The organism is Bradyrhizobium sp. MI1.10 (assembly GCF_055811035.1).
This window is the reverse complement of record NZ_JBVVPN010000027.1, coordinates 80,429-100,919: the sequence shown is the minus strand read 5'-3', so window position 1 is coordinate 100,919 and position 20,491 is coordinate 80,429. Positions and strand designations below refer to the sequence as shown.

Sequence of the window (20,491 nt, the reverse complement as noted above, 5' to 3'; positions counted from 1 at the left end):
TTCTTGTTGGCAGTTCTAGACGCCGAGATAGGTGTGGAGCTTGTCCATGTTGGCGGCAAGCTCCGCATTGGAAAATCCGTCAATGATCTTGCCGTGCTCGACCACGTAATAGCGGTCGGCGACGGTGGATGCGAACCGGAAGTTCTGCTCGACCAGGAGGATCGTAAAACCCTCTTTCTTGAGCCGTGCAATGGTGTGGCCGATCTGCTGGATGATGACGGGCGCGAGACCCTCGGTCGGCTCGTCCAGCATCAGGAAGTTCGCACCGGTGCGCAGGATGCGCGCGATCGCGAGCATCTGCTGCTCGCCGCCGGAGAGTTTGGTTCCCTGGCTGTTGAGCCGTTCCTTCAGGTTCGGAAACAGATCGAAGATCTGCTCGAGCGGCAATCCGCCGGGACGCACCACCGGTGGCAACAGCAGGTTCTCCCGGACATCGAGGCTGGAGAAAATTCCGCGCTCTTCCGGGCAGAACGCGATTCCCATCCGCGCGATCTTGTCCGAGGTCGTGCGGATGATGTCCTGGTTGTTGAACTTCACCGAGCCGGTGCGCTTGCCGATGATGCCCATGATCGACTTCAGCGTGGTGGTCTTGCCGGCGCCGTTACGCCCGAGCAGGGTGACGACCTCGCCCGCGTTCACGTCGAAGTTGATCCCGTGCAGGATGTGGGACTCGCCGTACCAGGCTTCCAGGTTGCGGACCTGGAGGAGGTTGCCGCCGCTCGCAGTCTTTGCGGGAGCGTCCGCCGTTGCCGTCTCAGCCATGACCGGCTCCCAGATAGGCTTCCTTGACGCGTTCGTCCTTGGTCAGCTCGCTGTAATGGCCTTGCGCGAGCACCTGCCCGCGCGTCAACACGGTGATGATGTCGGAGAGATTGGCCACGACGCTCAGATTATGCTCGACCATCAGGATGGTGTATTTCGCGGAGATGCGCTTGATCAGCGCCGCGATCTTGTCGATGTCCTCGTGGCCCATGCCGGCCATCGGCTCGTCCAGCAGCATCATCTCCGGGTCGAGCGCGAGCGTGGTTGCGATCTCCAGTGCGCGCTTGCGCCCGTAGGGCATCTCGACCGCGGGCGTATTGGAAAACTCGCTGAGGCCGACATCGTTCAACAGCTCGCGCGCGCGATCGTTGAATTGGTTGAGCACGGACTTTGAGCGCCAGAAATCGAAGGAGCTGCCGTGCTGGCGCTGAAGCGCGACGCGGACGTTTTCCAGCGCGGTGAGATGGGGAAATACGGCCGAGATCTGGAACGAGCGAACCAGCCCCAGGCGGGCCACGTCGGCGGGCGCCATCGCGGTGATGTCCTGCCCCTTGTACAGGATTTTTCCGGCAGACGGTTTGAGGAACTTGGTCAAAAGATTGAAACACGTCGTCTTGCCGGCACCGTTCGGGCCGATCAACGCGTGAATGCTCCCACGGCGAACCTTGAGCGCAACGTCGCGGACGGCGAAGAAGCCCGCGAACTCCTTGGTCAAGCCTTCCGTTTCGAGAATGAACTCATCGGCCAAACAGTTTTCCCCCTGCCCGCACAACGCGCGTGGCTATCCTTGTTGCTTCGGCTTTCCGGAGGCCTTGGAGCCACTCCCTGGAGCCCATCCGGAACGCCGCCTCCGGGCGCGGAATATGCCGGAGGTGACGGGGGTTAGGCAAGGCGGAAAGCTGAGCAGGTCAGGCCTCCGGCCGGGAGACTTATGCTCCCTTAGTCGGACGTGTTTTGATGTCGCGCCTGCCCGGCTTCCCGGTTCGCAAAGCGCCGATCATCAAGCCGTCGTTAACGGTCTTTCGTTCCATGCGCCAGCCTTCATAGAAAATTTTCCCGCAGCGAGGATCATGCGCGGGTTTCATGCGTCCGGAATTTCTATTCGCCGGGAATATTGTCTTGGATTTTGCAAGCGCCGCTCCTTCCGTGGTCAAGTCGATCAGGCAGCGTGATCTCCTGAACACGTGGCTGCGGCTCTATGCGCGCGAGCAGACGGCCCCGGCGATTTGGGAGTACCAGCCTGCGCGGCTCGAGGAAGAGCTCTCCGATCTGATCTATTATACGGTGGACATGTCGACGCCGACACCGCGTCTGACCATCCAGAGCGAAGGTACGCGCATCTCGCGCGCCTATGGACACACCGGCAAGGGCGTTCTGCTCGACGACTATATCGGGCCGCGTCTCGTGCCCCTGGTAATGCCGGTCTATCATGAATGCGTGGCGCGCGGGGTGCCAGTCTACAGCGTTGCCGACGTCGATGACATCTACGGCCGTATCGTCGCCTATGAGCGCCTGCTGCTGCCGTTCCAGACCGACGGCAAGGTCTGTCACATCATCGCATCGCTCAAGACCTTCTGCGAGGACGGCGGCTTCGAGATCAAGAATCTGATGCGCGGAAATGACGCGCTGCCGCGCCCGAGATTGCGCGCGGTGATCGACCGCGACCTGTTCCACCGCACCCCAGGCCGCATCGCGCCGGCCGAACTGGTCGAGTTCGCGGACCAGCAGGGCTCCGGCCTTCCCAGCGAGATCATCGAGCTGAACTAGCGCTCAGCGCGATTTGGCGGCCGCTTCCTTGGTCTTGACTTCCTTGGCATAGACGTCCGGCTTGAAGCCGACCAGCAGCTTGCCACCAAATTCAAGCACCGGCCGCTTGATCATCGATGGTTGCGCTAGCATCAACGCCAGCGCCTTTTTCTCGGAGAGGCCTTCCTTGTCGGCATCGGGCAGCTTCTTGAAGGTCGTCCCGGCGCGATTGAGCAGCGTCTCCCAACCGACCTTGTCGCTCCACTGCTTGAGCTTGTCCTTCTCCACGCCCGCCGTCTTGTAGTCGTGAAACGCGTAGGCGACGCCATGGGTGTCGAGCCAGGCGCGCGCCTTCTTCATGGTGTCGCAGTTCTTGATGCCGTAGATGATGTTGGGCAAAACGTTCCTCGCGCATCCGTCGTATCGTGATCCCAAGGCGTTGTACGCAACTCCGGTTCGCGCGACAATATTGCGAATGATGCCATCTCTTCGAACGGACACTCCATGCACGTCACTCACGATCCAGCCGCGACTGCGTCGCCAACCATCGACTTCGACACCTTCCTCGCGGTCGATATCCGCGTCGGCACCATCGTCGATGCGAAGCCCTTCCCGGAGGCGCGCAAGCCGGCCTGGCGGCTGTGGATCGACTTCGGTCCCGCGATCGGTGTGCGCAAGAGCTCGGCACAGATCACCGAAAACCATCCGCTTGAAACGCTGGTGGGCCAACAGGTGGCCGCGGTCGTGAATTTCCCGCCGCGCCAGATCGGCCCGGTTGTCTCGGAGGTGCTCACCCTCGGTTTCCCCGATACCGACGGCAAGGTCGTGCTGGTGCAGCCGAGCAAGCCCGTGCCGAACGGCGGACGGCTGTTCTAGCACCGCGCGATCAAGGGACGGTTCCAGGCCGCCGGCGGCGTCCCATTTAACGGTTCAGCCCTCCTGTTTCCCGACCCGGGGGCGTCGGGATTGACCGGGATCCTTTTTTGATAATATAAATGACTGACTGATCGTTTTTTATCTCAGCCGCCCTTATCAACTACCTCCTCCGAGGAACGAATAAAACGATCGACCTGTCAGTTATTTATGGATAGCCGGATGCCCAAGATCAGCGACAAGCAACGCGAAAGCCGGCGGCAGCAGATCCTCGAAGCCGCTCTTGCCTGCTTCGCCGAGGACGGTTTTCACCAGACCGGGATGGCCGACATCGTCAAACGGTCGGGGCTGAGCCACGGTGCGGTCTATCTCTACTTCCAGAGCAAGGACGATCTGATCGAGGCACTCGCCGACGACCGGCACCGGCGCGAGGCCGTGCTCAACTCGGTCGCGCAAGGATCGGGCGATCCGATCGAAGGACTTCACGCACTGGTCGGCGTCTACGCGCAATGGCTCACCGACCCCGCCGGCGAAGCGCGCCGCCGTGTCGGTATCCATGGCTGGGCCGAGGCCCTGCGCAACCGACGCGTCCGCACCAGCGTCGTGCAAGGCATCGACATGCCGCGCGCCCTGATCGTCGCACTGGTCGAGCGCGGCCAGCATGACGGCCTCATCAAGCGCGATCTCGGTCCTGAAGCGATCGCGCGCGTGCTGATCGCGATCTTCCAGGGATTTCTGCTGCAAAAATGCTGGGGCCAGGATTTTGACATCGAGGCCTGCATGGCGGCCGTGACCGGCGTGATCGATGGTTTTCGCACCACGAAGGCCGACGTCAAGCGACGGACCAGGAACTGAGCGATGTCGTGGGTCCACGACCTGCTCGCAGGCATTGGGGTCGGTCTCATCGGCGGGCTGATATCGGGCTTCATGGGCACGAGCCCAGGAGGCGGTCTCGTGATTTTCAGCGTGCTGCTGCTCGGCGCCGAGCAACACGTCGCCCAGGGCACATCGCTGATCACGCAGGTTCCACCGACAGGACTCGCGGGTGTTCGCCGCTATTGGCAGAACGGCAATCGCAGCCCGTTGCTGTGGATCGTCTGGATCGGCATCGGCTTTCTGTTCGGCGGCGCCGGCGGCGGCTACGCTGCGGCCGCAGTCTCCGACGCGGTGTTGCAATGGACCTACGTCGTCTATCTCGTCGCACTGATCGCTCTCCTGATCCTGCGCCGCGACCGCGAGGACAAAAGCAATGAGACCGGCGACCGAGACGAGCTGCCGTGGCTGCCGCTGCTCCTCATCGGCATGCTTGCCGGATTTTCCTCCGGCTTCATGGGCATCGGCGGCGGGCTGGCGATTACCGTCGGGCTGGCGGCAGGCCTGCGGGTGCCGCAGCATCAGGCGCAGCTCGTCAGCCTCGTCTTCTCGGTCATCCCGACCAATATTCCGGCCGCGTGGATCTATTGGAGCAAGGGGCTCATGGTCGGCTGGCCGGCCATCATCGGCATCCTGGCCGGCCTCTGGGTCGGCACCGATCTCGGTGCACGCGCTGCCAATGGCGTCAGCAAATCGGTACTGCGCCGGGTCATGATCGCCCTCATCCTGCTGATGGCGCTCTACATGACCCACAAGGCGCTAACCTGATCTTACGGCCGCTTCGGAATGTTCAGCCCGCGCTCGACCGCCGGACGCGCCAGCCCGCGTTCGAGCCAGGCGGCGACGGATTTGAACTGGCTGAACTCGACGAGATCGCCGGCGCCGTAGAAGCCGATGAGGTTGCGCACCCAGCCGAGCATGGAGATGTCGGCGATGGTGTAGTCGTCGTCCATGAACCATTGCCGGCCGGCAAGATGCATCTCCATCACCCCGAGCAGCCGCTTGGCCTCGCCCACGTAGCGCTCGAGCGGCCGCTTGTCCTCAAAGTCCTTGCCGGCGAATTTGTTGAAAAAGCCGACCTGGCCGAACATCGGCCCGATACCACCCATCTGGAAATGCAACCACTGGAGGGTCTGGTAGCGGCGCGCGGGATCCTGCGGCAGCAGCTTGCCGGTCTTCTCCGCGAGGTATTGCAGGATCGCCCCGGATTCGAACAGCGGCAGCGGCCTCCCGCCGGGACCGTCGGGATCGAGGATCGCCGGGATCTTGCCATTCGGATTGAGCGAGAGGAATTCCGGCGTCTTCTGGTCGTCCTTGCCGAAATCGACGAGATGGACTTCGTAGGGAAGCCCGATCTCTTCCAGCATGATCGAGACCTTGACGCCGTTCGGCGTCGGCAGCGAATAGAGCTGGAGCAGCTCCGGGTGCTTGGCCGGCCAGCGCTTGGTGATGGGAAAGGCGGATAGATCGGACATCAGGACCCCGGCTTCGTTCATGAGATGCCGCCTAGTCTAGGCAAGCGGACGAACGACGCAAGGTCGAGTGGTCAGATCATTTTCCCGCACAGGTCACAGCGGCCGCAGCAAATGGTTGGTGGCGTGCATCACATCGCGCTGCGCGCGTTGCTCGATGAAAAGTTGGCCGGTGACCAGCAGTGCTCCGGTGAAGACGAGCGCAAGCATCGCGGTCGCGAATTGACTGCCATCCCTCATCGGACGAGCTTCTCCGTGTTCGGTTCGCACGAGGAACGCAGGCCAGCCGTCGTCTGTTCCTGCAAGCTTCAAATAAATTGCAGCTTTTTCCCGGCCCCTCGCACGCCGACAGGCTCAATAATTGATCTCCATCCGCAAGCCCCTCGGGTCGGTCTCCTCTCCGCCGAACCTCTGCGTGCTGTCGCGTGCCGCGATGGCGCAGGCACAGGCGTCGATGAGATCGTTACGGCCGATGCCGGTGCCGTGTCGTTGAGTCAGCCATTTCGGCAAACGCGCGAAGCCGCGCTGCTCCAGGAGTGCGATGCGCTGCTCGCGGCCCTCTGCCGAGGCCTTCTTTGCGAGCCGGGCCCGCCCAGCCAGATTCCAAAAAATCAATTCCGGATGCGCTTCGCCGATGGTCGCCTGCCGCTCCGGCGTCATGATCTCGTCGACGTCCCTGATCTTGTCCCTGATGTTCCAGAGCTGCGCCGACACGCCCCTGCCCTTGCCCTCGCGCTCCCAGTAGTGCCGGTTAGCTGCAGCCATATCGGCAAATCGCCAGAGGTCACGGCGCGCGCCGAGAAACACGGCGGGACCGACCCGCTCGCGTGCGCGCAAATCGCAGATGCGGTATCCGCTCCATTTCAATCCGATCGGCATGTCGATCATCGCGCGTGCATGCGGCAGCGCGAGCAGCCGCGCGAGACCCGGCGAATACTCGAAACCGTGATCGCCGCGCTGGTCGATCCAGGCGGCAACCCAGCCGAAGCGAAATCCGTCAAGGCCGAGATAGTTTGGCAACTTCCTGATCCCTGACGGGCGTCCGCCCGCTCCTTTATCCGGGTTCCTCGCCCCGATGTCGCTCGAACAGGCGCTGAGCCAACAACGCATGGCCGAGCGTGCTGCCGGCGCGAACCGCCGCCGCAATCAGCGCGGCTTCCGCGATTTCTTCGCGCGTTACACCGGCCTTCACCGCTTGCGCCGTGTGCACATCGAGGCAATAGGCGCATTGCGTGGTGAGCGCGACCGCGAGCGAGATCAGCTCCCGATATTTTGGCGGAATCAATCCATCCTCGCGCTCGACCGCGTGGTTGAACGCAAGGAACGCGCTGGCCTCGACCGGCGCGAGCGCCACGAAGGCCGCGATGGATTTCAGATCGTCAGGGCTTTGATAATCGCTCATGGCTCATCTCGTCAGATATTCGCGCATCAGAGCGCGGGCGCGATGCAGGCGTGCCTTCACGGTCTGCCGGGTCGCACCGAGTGCGACGGCGATTTCGTCGATGGTCATTTCCTTGACGTCGCGCATCAGCGCGACGTCGCGGTAGTGCGGCGGCAGCGCCTCGAAGGCCGCCGCGACGTCGAGCCGCAAATCGGCCTCAGGACGCGACAGCAGCAGCGCCTCCGCCTCCGCGTCGTCGATCGCCGGCGCAAGGCCCGCCTTGCGGGCGAGCCGCAGGCATTCGCGGCGGACCACACTGAACAGCCAGGCCGAAAACGCCAGCCAGGAGCGGATCGTGCCGACATGGCGAAACAGGATCCACAGCGCCTCCTGCGTCGCATCCTCGGCATCCGCCGAGCTGCGACAGGTGGCGCGGGCGTAGCGGCGGATGTTCGGTTGCGCCGTCTCGAGCAGCGACGCGATCGCCTGGGGATCGCCGAGGCGCGCGGCCTCGAACAGGTCCGGCGAGATCACAGTGGCGCTCATGACACGCCTCCCCTGCCGATACCGGCCATCGCGCACATCGGACAATAACCGACGAGGCCGGTCAGCGCGAAACCGGCGCCGCCGAGCGCAACCAGCCACAGCGCGGCGCCGGTGAGATACACGAATGCCGCGACGGCCACCGCGACGCCCAAGGCGATCCGCACGGCCTGATGCAGGCCGCCGATATTCTTCCTGTAAAAACCCATCACATCCTCCGAGATGAGCCGAGGCAAAATGCCTCGACCGTCAAGAGAGGGCGCGACGACCAGAAAGGATTCGCGGCAACGTGCAGATTTTTTTCGCGATCAGCCTCCGACGGCCTGATAGGCCAGACGCTTGAATTCGAAGAAAAACGGATTCCAGAAGCCCATGTAGCGCTGCGCCATCAGCACGCCGGCGGTATTGGCCTGCGGGCAGATCCACCAATGGGTGCCGGCAAGGCCGCCCCACTGGAATTCGCCGGTCGAATTCGGGGGATCGAACGGCGTCGGCGCGAAGGTGACGGCGCCGCCGAGGCCAAAGCCCTTGCCGGGGATCGGGCCGAGATTGGCGAAGCGGATGTTCTCGCCGGCGGGCAACTGGTTCGTCATCATCAACCGCAGCGTCTCCGGCTTCAGCAGAGCATCCGAGCCGGGGAGCAGCGCCCGTATCAAAGCAAGCATGTCGGGCAAGGTCGAGACCAGTCCGCCGCCACCTGACAGCCGCGGGAATTGCCGCCGATAGGCCTGCGGATAAGGCAGGTCATCGGCCCGGGTGAGGCCGGGCTTCATGGGATCGAGGACATCCGCGCCGTTGTAGAGGGCCACCAGCCTGCCCTGCTGCGCGTCCGGCACGTGGAAGCCGGTGTCGGTCATGCTGAGCGGCTCGAAGATGCGCGCCTTGAGGACGGCGTCGAGCGGCTTGCCGGAGACCACCTCCACGACACGCCCAAGCACGTCGGTCGCAACCGAATATTCCCAGGACGTGCCGGGATGAAAGGACAGCGGCAGATCGGCGAGCTGGTCGATCATGCCGGTCAGCGGCGTCAACGGATTGAGAACGCGCGCCTCGTTATAAGCTTTGAACAGCACCGTACCGGGATCGAAGACGCCGTAGCTGAGGCCGGAGGTGTGAGTCAGAAGCTGCCGGATCGTGATCGGGCTCTTCGCCGGTTCGACGTCGGCAAGGCTCAAAGCGCCCGGCTTCAGAACCTTGCGATTGCCGAGTTGCGGCAGGAATTTCTCGACAACGTCATCGAACCCGATGCGGCCTTCCTCGACCAGCAGCATGATCGCGCAGGTGACGAAGATCTTGGTATTGGAGAACGCACGAAAAATGTGATCGGGCCGCAGCGCGGTGCTCGCCTCGCGATCGGCGAAACCGACGCATTGCTGATCGACGACCTCGCGGCCCCGCAGCACCGCCCAGGATGCACCCGGAATGATCTCCTGATCGACGTAACGCTGCATTGCCGTCCGCGTGGCGGAAAAATCAGGTGTTCTGGCGTCCATGTGCTTCCCCCAATGATGGTTGGGATCGATATAGCGTGAATTCGCCGGATATGAAGCCTGACCGGACGGCGCGGCTCATTCCTGCTTCATGAACGCAGTGACGTGCAGGCGGCGCCGAATCCGCATCCCCTGGCGCTGGTACAGCGCGATGGCCGATGAGTTGCTCGAGAACACGTGCAGGAACGGAATTTCGCCGCGCGCCTCGATCTGGCGCGCGACCGCCGCCAGCAGCGCCTGCGCGTAGCCCCGGCCTCGATGGTCGGGGTGGACGCAGACGGCCGTCATCTCGACGAAATTGCCCGGCTTCATGCGCTCGCCGGCCATCGCGACCAATTCGCCGCCGGCGTGGATGCCGAGAAACGTCCCGAGCTCGTGCGTGCGCCGGGCGAATGGACCGGGCTTCGTCAACTCCGTCAGCGCCAACATGGCGGGAACATCGGCCGCACCCAGCCGGACGATCTCGGCATCGCGAAGCGGACTGTCTGCCGGAGAGCCGATCATCTGCTCGCCGGTCTCCGCAAGGACGACCTTGAAGCCGGCGGGAACGTCGACGGCCTCCGGCGTGAACAGCGCGGCGACCTGCGAGCCCGACAGGAGATCACGAAGCGCGGCAAAGCTCGCCTCGGACATGTCGACCATGTCGGCAAAGGGCGTCATGTCCACCGGATAGCGCAACGCTCGCGGGCCACCCTCGGCCAGATGTTTGTGGCTGGTCGTCAGCGCGCTCCAGATCGGGCGATCCAGCAGCGTCACGTCACCGTCGGACACCGTCTCACTCCTTCTCGAAGCTGACGATGACGGCGGCATTGGCGATGAGGATGGGGTCGTTGCCCTGTTCCGGGGCCGAGGGAATCTCTAGCCCGCCCTTCACCGCGTTGACGGTGACAGTGCCGTAAGGCAGCTCCTTCGCGACCGCGTCCTTGTCGACGGCTTCGGGATTCGGCACTGCAATCGTGACGTCCACGAACATGTCGTTCGCAGTCTTGTCGATCATCCGGAAGAAGCCGAGGCTCGAATGCCTGATGGCGTCAGACACGGCACGCTTCGCCGCCTTGGTGGCGTCCCTGCCGTGGACGTCGACGCCCATGCCCATCTCGGTGATACAGCGAACGCGAGCCATGTTCTTATTCCTGTGGTTGATTGGATGATATGGACGCGACTTGTTATCGTATTCAGGCCGGCCCGCATACTCCGTCATTGCGAGGAGCAAAGCGACCGAGCAATCCAGGCCGCCCCCGCGGAGACAACCTGGATTGCTTCGCTTCGCTCGCAATGACGCGGGGGCAGCAGCATCGCACAAACTCACGCCTTCGACTTCTCCCGCGCCCGCAGCTCCTCAACGAGCACCCGCACATTCTCCGAATAATCGATCGGGATCACGACCAGATGCACGCCGCCCTCCTTGAAGGCGGCATCCAAGGTCGGGCCAAAGCTGTCGATGCTCTCGATGCGATGTCCTTTCGCTCCATAAGCCCTCGCGTACAGGACGAAATCGGGATTGCCAAAAGTCATGCCGAAATCGGCGAAGTGATCGACGGCCTGCTTCCAGCGGATCATGCCGTAGGCGTTGTCCTCGAGCACCAGCACGACGAGATTGAGCTTGAGGCGGACGGCGGTCTCCATCTCCTGGCTATTCATCATGAAGCCGCCGTCGCCGGCGACCGCGAGCACGCGGCGCTCTGGATAGAGCATCGCGGCCATCATCGCCGACGGCAGCCCGGCGCCCATCGTCGCCAGCGCATTGTCGAGCAGCAGCGTGTTGGCGACGCGGGTGCGGTAGTTGCGCGCGAACCAGATCTTGTACATGCCGTTGTCGAGCGCGACGATGCCGTTCTCCGGAATGACCTGCCGAATGTCGTGCACGATGCGTTGCGGCGTCGGCGGCCAGCGCGCTTCTGTGGCGCGGTCGGCGATCTGCGTAAGGATCTTTTCGCGCAGTGGCAGCAGCGCGGCGGCTTGCGGCAGCTTACCTTCGAGCCGGTCGGCGAGTAGCTCCAGGCTGGGGCCGACGTCGCCGACGACTTCCGCATCGGGAAAATAGACCAGCTCGACGCTGGCCGGTGTGTAGCTGACGTGAATCACCTTGGGGCCCGATGGTCCCATGATAAAGGGCGGCTTCTCGATCGGGTCGTGACCGATCGCGACGATCAGATCGGCGGAGTCGATCGCGTCATGAACGTAGTCGCGCTCGGACAGCGCGGCGGTGCCCATGTAGAGATTGGTGCCGCCGGGCACCGTGCCCTTGCCCATCTGCGTGGTGAAGAAGGGAATGCCGGTCCGCCGCACGAAACTGGCGATGCCGTGTGTCGCGCGCGGCCGGCTGGTCGCAGCGCCCATCATCACCAGCGGATGCTTCGCGGCCAAAATCATCTCGGCGGCGCGGTCGAGCGCGGCGCGATGGGCGACCGGGATCTCGATCGGATGAACCGGGATCACCGGGACCTCAGGCACTTCATCGCCTGCGATATCTTCGGGCAGTTCGAGATGCACGGGCCCTGGCCGCTCCTCCATCGCCACGCGAAACGCGTCGCGGACCACGGTGGGGATGCTGGAGGCGCTGATGATCTGCCGCGACAGTTTCGTCAACGGCTTCATGGTGGCGACCACATCGACGATCTGGAAACGCGCCTGCCGGCTGCTCATGATCGGCTTCTGGCCGGTGATCAAGATCATCGGCATCGCGCCAAGATGCGCATATGCCGCGCCCGTCGACAGATTGAGCGCGCCCGGGCCGAGCGTGGAAAGACAAACTCCGGGCCTGCCGGTCAACCGCCCGTGCGTCGCGGCCATGAAGGCGGCGGCCTGCTCGTGGCGAGTCAGGATCAGTTCGATTTTGGAGGTGCGGAGCGATTCCACCAGATCGAGGTTCTCCTCGCCGGGCACGCCGAAGATGCGGTCGACACCTTCGTTCTCAAGCGCCGCGACGAACAGGTCGGATCCTTTTGCTTTGCGTTCCCGCCCACTCATGTCGCCTCCCGGTCACAATGTCGGCTCCCGTGTTCCACGGCCGCCGGCACATGGTAACGGTCCGCAGCGCGGGCACAACTCACAAAGAGGCGCGCAACTGCATCATCCCTGTGGCGACAACGCTCGTCCCTCTCGTGTCCTTGCCGCGTGCGCTGTGCTATCGCTCGGGCGATGACTCCTAATACCTTCGAAACCCGCTGCCTGCGCCTGCCCGCCGTCACCAAGGTGGTGCAGTGGGAGGGCACCTCCGTGTTCAAGGTCGGCGGCAAGATGTTCGCACTCGGCGGCGGCTTTGCCGCGCGCTCCGGCGGCTACATGTTCAAGGTCTCGAACATGGCCTATGCCATGCTGATCGAGCACGGCCTTGCGCGGCCGGCGCCCTATCTGGCGCGCGCCAAGTGGGTGCAGCTCGTCGGCAACAACGCGCTATCAGACGCCGAGCTCACGAGCTATCTGGCGCAGGCGCACGCGCTGGTCGCGGCGAAACTCACGCGGAAGTCCCGCAAGGCGCTGGGCCTCGAGTGAAGTGCAGCCGGTGCCGAAGCGAAAGCCTGCGCTGATTGACATCGATGATATGCCTGACTAAAGTCAGATATATCATGCTCGACCCTGTTTCCCGCGTCCGCCGCTTCAACCGTGCCGTCACGTCCGCTGTCGGTGCGCTCGACACGTCATTCCTGGGGCGCGGGCGGCCGTTGGGGGCGGCGCGCGTGCTCAACGCGATCGGGCATGGACGTTCGGACGTGGCCGAGATCCGCGACTATCTCGGCCTCGATTCCGGCCTGATGAGCCGCCTGCTCCGCAGCCTCGAGGACGAGGGGCTGGTCGAGACCATTGCGCATGAGGAAGATGCGCGCCGCCGCGTGGTATCGTTGACTCGTGCGGGCCGGCGCGAGTTCGCGGCCTATGAAGCGCTGTCGAACACGCAGGCCGAGGGCTTCCTTGCCCAGCATTCACAACGCGAGGCGCTGCTGGCGGCGATGGATTTGATTGCTTCCGCATTGACGCGCGAGCGCGTCACGCTGGACGAGATGGATCCGCGGAGCGAACAGGCCCGTTATTGCCTCGGCGAATATTATGGCGAGCTCGGCCGCCGCTTCAAGCAGGGCTTTGACGTCTCGCTGTCGCGCGATCCTGACGCCAAGGATATGCGCCGCCCGCGCGGCACGTTCATCGTCGCGATGTCGGACACGCTGCCGGTCGGCTGCGTCGGGCTGAAAGGCACGGATCACGGCTATGCCGAGATCAAGCGTCTGTGGGTCGCACCGGCGGCGCGCGGATTGCGGCTCGGCCGGCGCCTGATGGACGCGAGCGAGGATGTCGCGCGCGGGCTCGGCATCAAGCTGCTGCGGCTCGACACCAACAGCGCGCTGGCGGAGGCCGGCCAGCTCTACCGAAGAAGCGGCTGGAGCGAGATCCCCCGCTTCAATGACGATCCCTACCCGGACCTGTTCTTCGAAAAACGTCTGTGAGCGCGGGCGCCGATCGCCCTGTTGCCGCGTTATGGCCGGAGCCGCAGGAGCAACGCCATGACCAGGTCCGACCTCGCCGACATCTACCGCAATTACATCGCCTGCCTGAACCGGCAGGATTGGCCCGCCCTCGAACAGTTCGTTCACGGTGACGTCGTCCACAATGCGCGACCGTTCGGATTGTCCGGCTATCGTGCCATGCTGGAGCAGGATTTTCGCTCAATTCCCGATCTGCATTTCAACATCGAGCTGCTGGTCTGCGATCCGCCCCAAATCGCCTCCCGGCTGACGTTCGATTGCACGCCGGCTGGAACGTTTCTGGGGCTGGATGTGAACGGCAGGCGCGTGTCCTTCTGCGAAAACGTGTTCTATCAATTTCGCGACGGAAAAATACGGCACGTGTGGTCCATCGTCGACAAGCCCGCGATCGAGGCGCAGCTCTAGCGCTGCGCCTCGATGAAGCTGCTTACGCAGCCGCCGGCGCCAACTCCGCTCGCGGCTTCGGGAACGGCTTGAAATTCATCGCCATCAGGAAGGCGCCGAGGCCCATCGCCCAGGAGGCGATATAGAGCCAGGCGTAGCTCGAGAACGCATCGTAGATCAGGCCGCCGGCGAGCGGGCCCGTGGCCATGCCGAGACTGCCGGCCATCGCGGTGCCGCCGATCACCGTGCCCATCATCTTGAGCGGGAAGTTCTCGCGGATCAGCACCGCGTAGAGCGGCATGGTGCCGGCATAGATGAAGCCGAAGACGGCCCCGACGGCGTAGAATGTCGTGAGCTGGTGCGCGAAGACATAACCCAGCGCACCGAACGCCTGCAACAGCAGGCCCGAGACGAGCACGCGCTTGGCGCCGAAGCGGTCTCCCATCAGGCCGAAGGCGATGCGCCCGCCGAGGCCAGCAAAACCCTCGATACTGTAGATCGTCACCGCCGCAACGAGCGGGATGCCGCAGCTCACGGCATAGGAGACGGTGTGAATGATCGGGCCGGAATGGGTGGCGCAGCAGAAGAAGTTAGTGGCGAGCAGGATCAGGAATTGCGGCGAGCGCAGCGCCTCCCCCATCGACATCTCGGCTTGCCCGGCGCCCTCGCCCGCAGGCGCGGCCACGGCGTGCGCGAGCGCCGGCGGGCGGCGCACCAGGAACGAGACCGGGATCATGATGGCGCCAACCACCAGCGCTACGATCTGCATCGCGGTGCGCCAGTCATGGTTGGAGACGAGCCAGGCCGCGAGCGGCGCCATCGTCATCGGCGCCATGCCCATGCCGGCCGACACCAGCGAGACCGCGAGGCTGCGATGGGTGTCGAACCAGCCGGTCACGGTCGCCATCATCGGCGCGAAGATCGCCGCACAGGACGCCCCGACCAGAAGGCCGAAGACGAACTGAAACGCCAGCAGCGAGGTGGCGTGGCTCGCCGCGAACAGGCTCACGGTCAGCACCGTCGATCCCATCAGCACCACCGGCCGCGGCCCGAACCGGTCCGTCAACGTGCCCCAGGCCATGCTGGTGAAGGCCATCGCCAGAAAGCCGATCGTCATCGCGCTGGAGATGCCGGTCACCGACCAGCCGGTGTCCTTCGCGATCGGCTGCAGGAACACCGGCAGCGAAAACATGCCGCCGATGGCGACGCAGCCGAGCAAGCCGCCCGCGGCGACGATCACCCAGCGATAGGAGGAAGAGTTCATTTTTGGTCTCCCGTCAGGTCTGTCTGGGTGGAAGACGAATGGGAACATGGTGGACCGACAGGCCGACGCAAGTTTTTGCGGCAGGCTTTTGTGACCTGCCAAACGAAAACGGCGAAAACAACCCCATGCACAGTAGCCGGGCGCTTTGGGATCAAGGACTTACAGCGCAGCCCTTTGCCGTGCGAGGAACCGCCGTTTGACTCGTCGGGCAAAACACCTGCATCATGGCATCATCCCGCCGGTATCGATCTCGTCCCCTCGCGAACAGGCTTCAAGCAGCCACGCCGCGCCGCCACTCGCCGACCGTGAGCCAGACCGCAGAGACCAGGAAGTAGAGCGCACCGACGGCGGCATAGCCCGCGACATTCGCGATCGAGGGAACCGCAGGCGTCGTCGCCTGAAAGATGAGGAAGCCGCCTGCAAGCGCCGATTGGCCACCGCTGAGCACCATGGCCCACTGCGCGCCAAAACTCCGCCAGCGGCGGATGGCCGTCTCCAGCTGCAGCAGTCCGGACACAATCGCCCATGCCCCGAAGATTCCGAGAACCCGGTTCATGCTTGTTTGCAGAGCGACAACGACTGCGATGGTTGTCGCAACGCTCGCCAGAGCGTTGAAAACCTGGGTGCGATTCTGATTGAAGCCGCCGCTGCGAAGCGCGTCCGCGCAGTTGGCTGCAGCGTCCCATGCGGGATAGAGGACGAGCAAGGCGCCGGCGATCACTGGAGAAGAAGCCCCGGCGGCAAACGCAGCAGCGACCCAGGCGACGGAGAACGCCGCTCGCACGAAGTAGTATTGCTTCAGCCATCGCTCGCGGTCGGTATGAACCGGATCCAATTGATATCGCGCCATTGCAGTCTCTCCTATACCTACTAGTTGGTAGTTTTCTTACACGCGGCGAAACCGACTTCGCTCCAGCCCGCTTGCGGGCTGTCGCGATCGTCTCGCCGATGTCTCTCAATGCTTGTTGGCCAGCCGGTCCAGCAGCGGGGTGGTGATCACACCGAATATTTTTGGATCGCCATAGGCACGCGCCGACAGCATCGCGCCGTGAATGGTCGCCATGAATCCTTCGGCCTCGACGCGGGCTGTGCCGGAGAGTTTGAGTCGCCCCTTCCGCTTGCCGCGCTCCAGGACGTCCGTCAGCCAGGAAGCCAGGGAGCGGAAGTGCGCACGGACTTCGAGCGCAACCTCCTCCGGCAGGATCGGAAGCTCGCTGGCCAGCAGCGCGCAGACGCAGAACGGCGCCGTCGCATCATTGATGCACGCCTCCCAGTACGCGACATAGTTTTCGAGTTGTTCGCGCGTATCAGGGACATTGCGCTCGAGCGCGGACAGTCCCGCCTCGGCTTCGGCACGGTAGCGCGACACGAGGGTGCGAACCAGATCGACCTTGCTGGCGAAATGATGGTGGATGCTCGGCTTGCGAATGCCGACAACATCGGCCACGTCGGCATAGCTGAAACCGTTATAGCCGCCCGCGATGATCAAGCTGCGCGCGCAGGCCAGGATGTCGTCGGCAGTTGAGGAGACGTTGGTCATGGGCCTTAACTACCTTCCAGTTGGTAGGGCGTCAAGAACGGGATGCTTCAACCATCCGTGAGTGCTAGGAGCCTGCATGACCATTCGCCCGATCGTCCGCTATCCCGACCGCCGCCTCGCGCTGCCGGCCCGCCCCGTCACCGCGTTCGACGCCGGTTTGCGTGAGCTCGCAACGGATTTGCTCGAGACCATGCGCGCCGCGCCCGGCATCGGCATCACGGCGCCGCATGTCGGCGTGCCCTTGCGCGTCGTCGTGCTCGAACTCGACCCGAAGGACGGACCGCGGACCTACGTCAATCCGGAGATCGAATGGGCCTCGCCCGAGATGATCATGCATCGCGAGGGCAGTGTCTCGATGCCCGGCGTCAACGACGACATCCAGCGCCACGCGCGCGTGCGGATCAGCTATCAGGATCTCGACGGCAACGTGCACAGCGAGGAGTCGGAAGCCTTGCGCGCCGTCTGCCACCAGCACGAGATCGACCAGCTCGACGGCATGTTCTGGATCCAGCGCCTGTCGCGGCTGAAGCGCGAACGGCTGGTGAAGAGGTTTGAGAAGATGTCGCGCGGGTGAGCGGGCCGGCGAAGATCAGGCTTGTGTGAAATCGCGCCGGCTGCTCGATGTGGCGAAATCAAGCCAGCCTGATATGATTGGAACGGTCGGCCCCGTCGGGAGGGAGACGAATGAAATATTCAGGTCGCTGCGCCTGTGGCGCGGTTTGTTACACCATCGCGTCCGCGCCGATCCGCGGCTTCCAATGCCAGTGCAGCGACTGTCAGCGCGACACCGGCAGCGGCCACAGCTCCATCTTCGTGTTCGCGCGCAGCGCAGTCTCGGTGACAGGCGAGGTGCGCGAAATCGAGCGCACCGCCGACAGCGGCGCAATCAAGCGCAAAGGGTTCTGTCCGAGCTGCGGCTCGCCGATCTACAACAAGCCGGACGAGAAGCCGGAGTTCATCGGCATCTATGTCGGCACGCTGGACGATGCCAGCACGTTCAAACCGTCCGTCGTGCTGTTCTGCTCGCGCGGATATGCCTGGGATCACCTCGATCCCGAGATTCCCAAACTCCCGGAATGGCACCCGGGATCGCGCTGATTCTTGCAGATTGAGGGACAGCCAATGGCGATGAGCTTCGAGCTATCGATGCTGGCCGCCGCAATCGTCTGGGGCTTCGTACAGCTTGTCGCCGCCGCGCAAGCCGCGAACCTGCAGTACGGCCTCAGATGGGCTGCGAGCCCGCGCGACACCGAGATGCCGCCGCTCAAGCCCATCCCCGGCCGCCTCAACCGAAATTTCCGCAACTACATGGAGACGTTTCCGTTCTTTGCCGCAGCGATCCTCATCTCTCACGCCGCAGGCGTTCACAATGAGCTGACTTATTGGGGATCGATCGCCTATCTTGGCGGACGCATCGCCTACACCGCGCTTTACCTATCCGGCATACCTCTCGTCCGCTCGCTGTTCTGGAATATCGCCAGCTTTGGCATGCTTGCTGTCTTGGCAGCGCCTTTCGTGCCTCACTGAAGCGGCGAGATGCTACGTGGCCTTTGCCGCGATGCCTTCACGCCCGCTTCCCGCCCCGCCTGGTCATTGGCGCGTTACGACGCTCGCGTTTGCCGCGCGCGATTTCCGTCGCCAGCGCATCCAGCTTCGGCTCCCAGAAATTGCGGAACTGACCGACCCATGCATCCACCGCTTGGAGCCCGGCAGCATCGACCGAATAGAGCCGTCGTTGCGCCTCCGCGCGAACCGTGGCGAAGCCGCTCTCGCGCAGCACCTTGAGGTGCTGCGACACGGCGGCCTGCGTGATCCCGAACTCCGCCCCGATCACTTCGACGACCTTGCCGGAGGCCATCTCGCCGGGCGCAAGCAGCTCGAGGATGCGACGGCGGACGGGGTCGGCGAGGACCTCGAAGATTTGCATCAGCTTCCTGTGCCCGGATGCGCCGCGTCGGGCGGCGTCTCGCCGCGATAGAAGGCGATGGTGCGGTCCGAGCGCTGCTTCGCGGTGGCAGGATCCACGCCGCTTGCGACATGCGCTGCGCGCCAAGACTCGCCGCTGCTCGTCATGAATTCCTTGCCCGCGGGAGAGCCCATCCATGCCTCAGCCGTCTCATGGTCGACCGATGCCCCGGTCGCAACATATCGCTCCAGCCCCGCAATGGCGAGATCCCAGCCGATCCCGACTGCCCCTGGACCGAACTGATTCCAATGATCCTCGATCATCGCGGTGTGCTCAAGCGTCAGCCGCGCCTGGCTTCGTTCTGCCGTCAGCTTGACGTCGATCCAGCTCATCGCGCCGCCGAATTCCCACGTCGCCGCAAAATGGGTCGGCGGCGTACACGCCGTGATGGTCCCGCCGGCATTCCCCTTGAGCTGGTACTTTCCGCCGAGCCGGAGATCTCCCTCGACCGGCAAGAACCAGCGCGGAATGCGTTGTTCGCTGGTCACTGCGTCCCAGAGATCGTCGACGCTGGTTTCGTAAAGCCGCGTCAGTATCACCGCACTGGCCGCTTTCCCGTCCTTGTCGAAATTCCTCACCGAACGCGTAACCAGCCCCAATACCCTGACGACGTCGATCTCCATGGCGCTCCTCCTCGTCGTTTCGTGCCAGGATGAATATCGGTTGAAGCTAATATAAGTCAACTCTTATATTCAGGGAAAATGCCGCTCAGATATTTCCCCGGCGGTTTGCCGAGCGCCTTCTTGAACATGGTGATGAAGGCCGCGACGGAGTCGTAGCCGAGATCGGCGGACACCTGCTGGACGCTCGCGCCGGACGTCAGCTCCCGCAAGGCGACGATCAGATGCAATTGCTGGCGCCAGCGCCCGAAGCTCAAGCCCGTCTCCCGGACGACGAGACGCGCGAGGCTGCTCTCGCTCAGCGCGACGCGATCGGCCCATTCGGCCAGCGTCCTGCGATCGGAAGGGTTTTTCGCCAGCGCTGCGGCAATCTTCTTCAACCGCGGCTCGGGCGAGAGCGGCAGATGAAGCTGCTGAACGGGCATGCGGGGAAGCTCGCGCAGAAGGACGCTGGCCAGAAGGTCCACCCTCGCCTCGTCATCCGCGATCTGATCGGACAATTCGACGATCACTTCACGCAGCAGCGGGGAGATCGAGAGCGTGCAGCAACGATCCGGCAGGTCCACGCGGTCAGGCTCGATATAGACGAAGAACAGCCGGGCATTTTCTGTCGCGAGGTTGCTGTGCTGCATGCCCCCGGGCACCCACACTGCGCAATGCGGCGGCACCATCCACAGACCGGTGGGAATGCGGCATGTCACGGCGCCTCCCAGCGCAAAGACAAGTTGCCCCTTCCGGTGCCTGTGATCGGGCACCTCGCCCTTGGTCCCGATCACGTCGACGCGCACCGCGATAACGGGCGCGGAGACATCATCCACGTCGAGATCAGGCCATGGAAAACGGAGCGGCTGCCGCATGCTTGCCGGTTTTTAGCAATCGATTGGCAGAATATCTAAATCGAGCGAACAAGAAAGTCGATAGGATCTCGGCGTGGCAGCGGTTTCGCTGTGGCCATCCTTCGAGACGCCCGCGTCGGCGGGCTCCTCAGGATGAGGTCTTGTTTCGCGGCACAATCGCAAATCCTCATGGTGAGGAGCCCGCTCTCAGGCGGGCGTCTCGAACCATGAAGGCCAAGCTTTGTGTGCGAATGCCCTGG

The 20,491-nt window shown here is 63.7% G+C and carries 29 protein-coding genes; 10 read left to right on the top strand and 19 right to left on the bottom strand.

All coding sequences use genetic code 11. The annotated features are described in order from the left end of the window. Positions 1–15: 15 nt before the first annotated feature. Positions 16–762, bottom strand: a complete 747-nt coding sequence (locus AC0L3K_RS26440; protein WP_007592091.1) for an ABC transporter ATP-binding protein — start codon at positions 760–762, stop codon at positions 16–18. Next, entirely contained in the window at positions 755–1,510 is a 756-nt protein-coding gene (locus AC0L3K_RS26435; protein ID WP_018459153.1) for an ABC transporter ATP-binding protein, read from the bottom strand. The genes AC0L3K_RS26440 and AC0L3K_RS26435 overlap by 8 nt, the downstream gene beginning before the upstream one ends. A gap of 335 nt (positions 1,511–1,845) precedes the next feature. On the opposite strand from AC0L3K_RS26435, the gene AC0L3K_RS26430 reads away from it, so the two are divergent. Then, entirely contained in the window at positions 1,846–2,529 is a 684-nt protein-coding gene (locus AC0L3K_RS26430) for a hypothetical protein (protein ID WP_007592094.1), read from the top strand. A 3-nt stretch (positions 2,530–2,532) separates the two neighbouring features. Here the strand turns inward: AC0L3K_RS26430 and AC0L3K_RS26425 are convergent, their stop codons facing one another. Then, positions 2,533–2,907: an ArsC family reductase gene (locus tag AC0L3K_RS26425; protein WP_007592095.1), complete on the bottom strand. Its 375-nt coding sequence runs from the start codon at positions 2,905–2,907 to the stop codon at positions 2,533–2,535. 105 nt (positions 2,908–3,012) lie between these two features. On the opposite strand from AC0L3K_RS26425, the gene AC0L3K_RS26420 reads away from it, so the two are divergent. The 3 genes from AC0L3K_RS26420 to AC0L3K_RS26410 all read left to right on the top strand — a co-directional run bounded on the left by AC0L3K_RS26420 (position 3,013) and on the right by AC0L3K_RS26410 (position 5,022). Then, positions 3,013–3,384, top strand: a complete 372-nt coding sequence (locus AC0L3K_RS26420) for a tRNA-binding protein (protein ID WP_007592097.1) — start codon at positions 3,013–3,015, stop codon at positions 3,382–3,384. 219 nt (positions 3,385–3,603) lie between these two features. Further along, a complete protein-coding gene (locus AC0L3K_RS26415) occupies positions 3,604–4,236 on the top strand; it encodes a TetR/AcrR family transcriptional regulator (RefSeq protein ID WP_007592099.1) in 633 nt (210 codons plus the stop codon). 3 nt (positions 4,237–4,239) lie between these two features. Beyond that, a complete protein-coding gene (locus AC0L3K_RS26410) occupies positions 4,240–5,022 on the top strand; it encodes a sulfite exporter TauE/SafE family protein (protein WP_473367153.1) in 783 nt (260 codons plus the stop codon). 2 nt (positions 5,023–5,024) lie between these two features. Here the strand turns inward: AC0L3K_RS26410 and AC0L3K_RS26405 are convergent, their stop codons facing one another. From AC0L3K_RS26405 to AC0L3K_RS26360, 10 genes are all read right to left on the bottom strand, one after another. Next, a complete protein-coding gene (locus AC0L3K_RS26405) occupies positions 5,025–5,729 on the bottom strand; it encodes a glutathione S-transferase family protein (protein WP_035994942.1) in 705 nt (234 codons plus the stop codon). A gap of 93 nt (positions 5,730–5,822) precedes the next feature. Next, on the bottom strand, positions 5,823–5,966 hold the full coding sequence (locus AC0L3K_RS26400) for a hypothetical protein (RefSeq protein ID WP_007592105.1): 144 nt from the start codon (positions 5,964–5,966) through the stop codon (positions 5,823–5,825). Between the two features lie 114 nt (positions 5,967–6,080). Next, positions 6,081–6,746: a DUF429 domain-containing protein gene (locus AC0L3K_RS26395; protein WP_007592108.1), complete on the bottom strand. Its 666-nt coding sequence runs from the start codon at positions 6,744–6,746 to the stop codon at positions 6,081–6,083. Between the two features lie 34 nt (positions 6,747–6,780). After that, a complete protein-coding gene (locus tag AC0L3K_RS26390; protein ID WP_007592111.1) occupies positions 6,781–7,128 on the bottom strand; it encodes a carboxymuconolactone decarboxylase family protein in 348 nt (115 codons plus the stop codon). 3 nt (positions 7,129–7,131) lie between these two features. Next, complete coding sequence (locus AC0L3K_RS26385) at positions 7,132–7,653, bottom strand: RNA polymerase sigma factor (RefSeq protein ID WP_007592113.1); 522 nt, start codon at positions 7,651–7,653, stop codon at positions 7,132–7,134. Further along, a complete protein-coding gene (locus AC0L3K_RS26380; RefSeq protein WP_007592115.1) occupies positions 7,650–7,859 on the bottom strand; it encodes a YgaP family membrane protein in 210 nt (69 codons plus the stop codon). The genes AC0L3K_RS26385 and AC0L3K_RS26380 overlap by 4 nt, the downstream gene beginning before the upstream one ends. 99 nt (positions 7,860–7,958) lie before the next feature. After that, a complete protein-coding gene (locus AC0L3K_RS26375) occupies positions 7,959–9,143 on the bottom strand; it encodes a serine hydrolase domain-containing protein (RefSeq protein WP_473367152.1) in 1,185 nt (394 codons plus the stop codon). Between the two features lie 75 nt (positions 9,144–9,218). Beyond that, positions 9,219–9,911, bottom strand: coding sequence for a GNAT family N-acetyltransferase (locus tag AC0L3K_RS26370; protein WP_007592119.1), 693 nt, complete (start codon positions 9,909–9,911; stop codon positions 9,219–9,221). Positions 9,912–9,915: 4 nt separating this feature from the next. Then, on the bottom strand, positions 9,916–10,263 hold the full coding sequence (locus AC0L3K_RS26365) for a Lin0512 family protein (RefSeq protein WP_007592122.1): 348 nt from the start codon (positions 10,261–10,263) through the stop codon (positions 9,916–9,918). Positions 10,264–10,445: 182 nt separating this feature from the next. Beyond that, on the bottom strand, positions 10,446–12,110 hold the full coding sequence (locus tag AC0L3K_RS26360) for an acetolactate synthase large subunit (protein ID WP_473367151.1): 1,665 nt from the start codon (positions 12,108–12,110) through the stop codon (positions 10,446–10,448). Positions 12,111–12,281: 171 nt separating this feature from the next. On the opposite strand from AC0L3K_RS26360, the gene AC0L3K_RS26355 reads away from it, so the two are divergent. From AC0L3K_RS26355 to AC0L3K_RS26345, 3 genes are all read left to right on the top strand, one after another. After that, positions 12,282–12,635 carry an MmcQ/YjbR family DNA-binding protein gene (locus AC0L3K_RS26355; protein ID WP_007592125.1) on the top strand — a complete coding sequence of 118 codons (354 nt, stop codon included), beginning with the start codon at positions 12,282–12,284 and terminating at the stop codon, positions 12,633–12,635. Between the two features lie 74 nt (positions 12,636–12,709). Further along, positions 12,710–13,582, top strand: a complete 873-nt coding sequence (locus tag AC0L3K_RS26350; RefSeq protein WP_035992844.1) for a bifunctional helix-turn-helix transcriptional regulator/GNAT family N-acetyltransferase — start codon at positions 12,710–12,712, stop codon at positions 13,580–13,582. A 57-nt stretch (positions 13,583–13,639) separates the two neighbouring features. Continuing rightward, positions 13,640–14,026, top strand: coding sequence for an ester cyclase (locus tag AC0L3K_RS26345; protein ID WP_007592129.1), 387 nt, complete (start codon positions 13,640–13,642; stop codon positions 14,024–14,026). A gap of 22 nt (positions 14,027–14,048) precedes the next feature. On the opposite strand, the gene AC0L3K_RS26340 is transcribed toward AC0L3K_RS26345, so the two are convergent. The 3 genes from AC0L3K_RS26340 to AC0L3K_RS26330 form a co-directional block, all read right to left on the bottom strand. Beyond that, positions 14,049–15,269, bottom strand: a complete 1,221-nt coding sequence (locus AC0L3K_RS26340) for an MFS transporter (RefSeq protein WP_007592130.1) — start codon at positions 15,267–15,269, stop codon at positions 14,049–14,051. A 271-nt stretch (positions 15,270–15,540) separates the two neighbouring features. Then, positions 15,541–16,119, bottom strand: coding sequence for a DUF308 domain-containing protein (locus AC0L3K_RS26335; protein WP_007592132.1), 579 nt, complete (start codon positions 16,117–16,119; stop codon positions 15,541–15,543). Positions 16,120–16,224: 105 nt separating this feature from the next. Next, positions 16,225–16,809 (bottom strand): TetR/AcrR family transcriptional regulator, encoded by a 585-nt coding sequence (locus tag AC0L3K_RS26330; RefSeq protein ID WP_007592134.1) that lies wholly within the window; start codon positions 16,807–16,809, stop codon positions 16,225–16,227. Between the two features lie 76 nt (positions 16,810–16,885). On the opposite strand from AC0L3K_RS26330, the gene AC0L3K_RS26325 reads away from it, so the two are divergent. The 3 genes from AC0L3K_RS26325 to AC0L3K_RS26315 all read left to right on the top strand — a co-directional run bounded on the left by AC0L3K_RS26325 (position 16,886) and on the right by AC0L3K_RS26315 (position 18,336). Next, positions 16,886–17,383, top strand: a complete 498-nt coding sequence (locus tag AC0L3K_RS26325) for a peptide deformylase (protein WP_007592136.1) — start codon at positions 16,886–16,888, stop codon at positions 17,381–17,383. A gap of 110 nt (positions 17,384–17,493) precedes the next feature. After that, on the top strand, positions 17,494–17,907 hold the full coding sequence (locus tag AC0L3K_RS26320; protein WP_007592137.1) for a GFA family protein: 414 nt from the start codon (positions 17,494–17,496) through the stop codon (positions 17,905–17,907). Positions 17,908–17,931: 24 nt separating this feature from the next. Then, complete coding sequence (locus AC0L3K_RS26315) at positions 17,932–18,336, top strand: MAPEG family protein (RefSeq protein WP_007592139.1); 405 nt, start codon at positions 17,932–17,934, stop codon at positions 18,334–18,336. Positions 18,337–18,373: 37 nt separating this feature from the next. Here AC0L3K_RS26315 and AC0L3K_RS26310 read toward each other — a convergent pair whose 3' ends face one another. The 3 genes from AC0L3K_RS26310 to AC0L3K_RS26300 are packed head-to-tail and all read right to left on the bottom strand — an operon-like array spanning position 18,374 to position 20,252. Then, positions 18,374–18,736, bottom strand: coding sequence for an ArsR/SmtB family transcription factor (locus AC0L3K_RS26310; protein ID WP_007592142.1), 363 nt, complete (start codon positions 18,734–18,736; stop codon positions 18,374–18,376). Further along, positions 18,736–19,398 (bottom strand): SRPBCC family protein, encoded by a 663-nt coding sequence (locus AC0L3K_RS26305; RefSeq protein ID WP_007592144.1) that lies wholly within the window; start codon positions 19,396–19,398, stop codon positions 18,736–18,738. The genes AC0L3K_RS26310 and AC0L3K_RS26305 overlap by 1 nt, the downstream gene beginning before the upstream one ends. Before the next feature lie 56 nt (positions 19,399–19,454). Continuing rightward, a complete protein-coding gene (locus AC0L3K_RS26300; protein ID WP_354163874.1) occupies positions 19,455–20,252 on the bottom strand; it encodes an AraC family transcriptional regulator in 798 nt (265 codons plus the stop codon). Between the last annotated feature and the right edge of the window lie 239 nt (positions 20,253–20,491).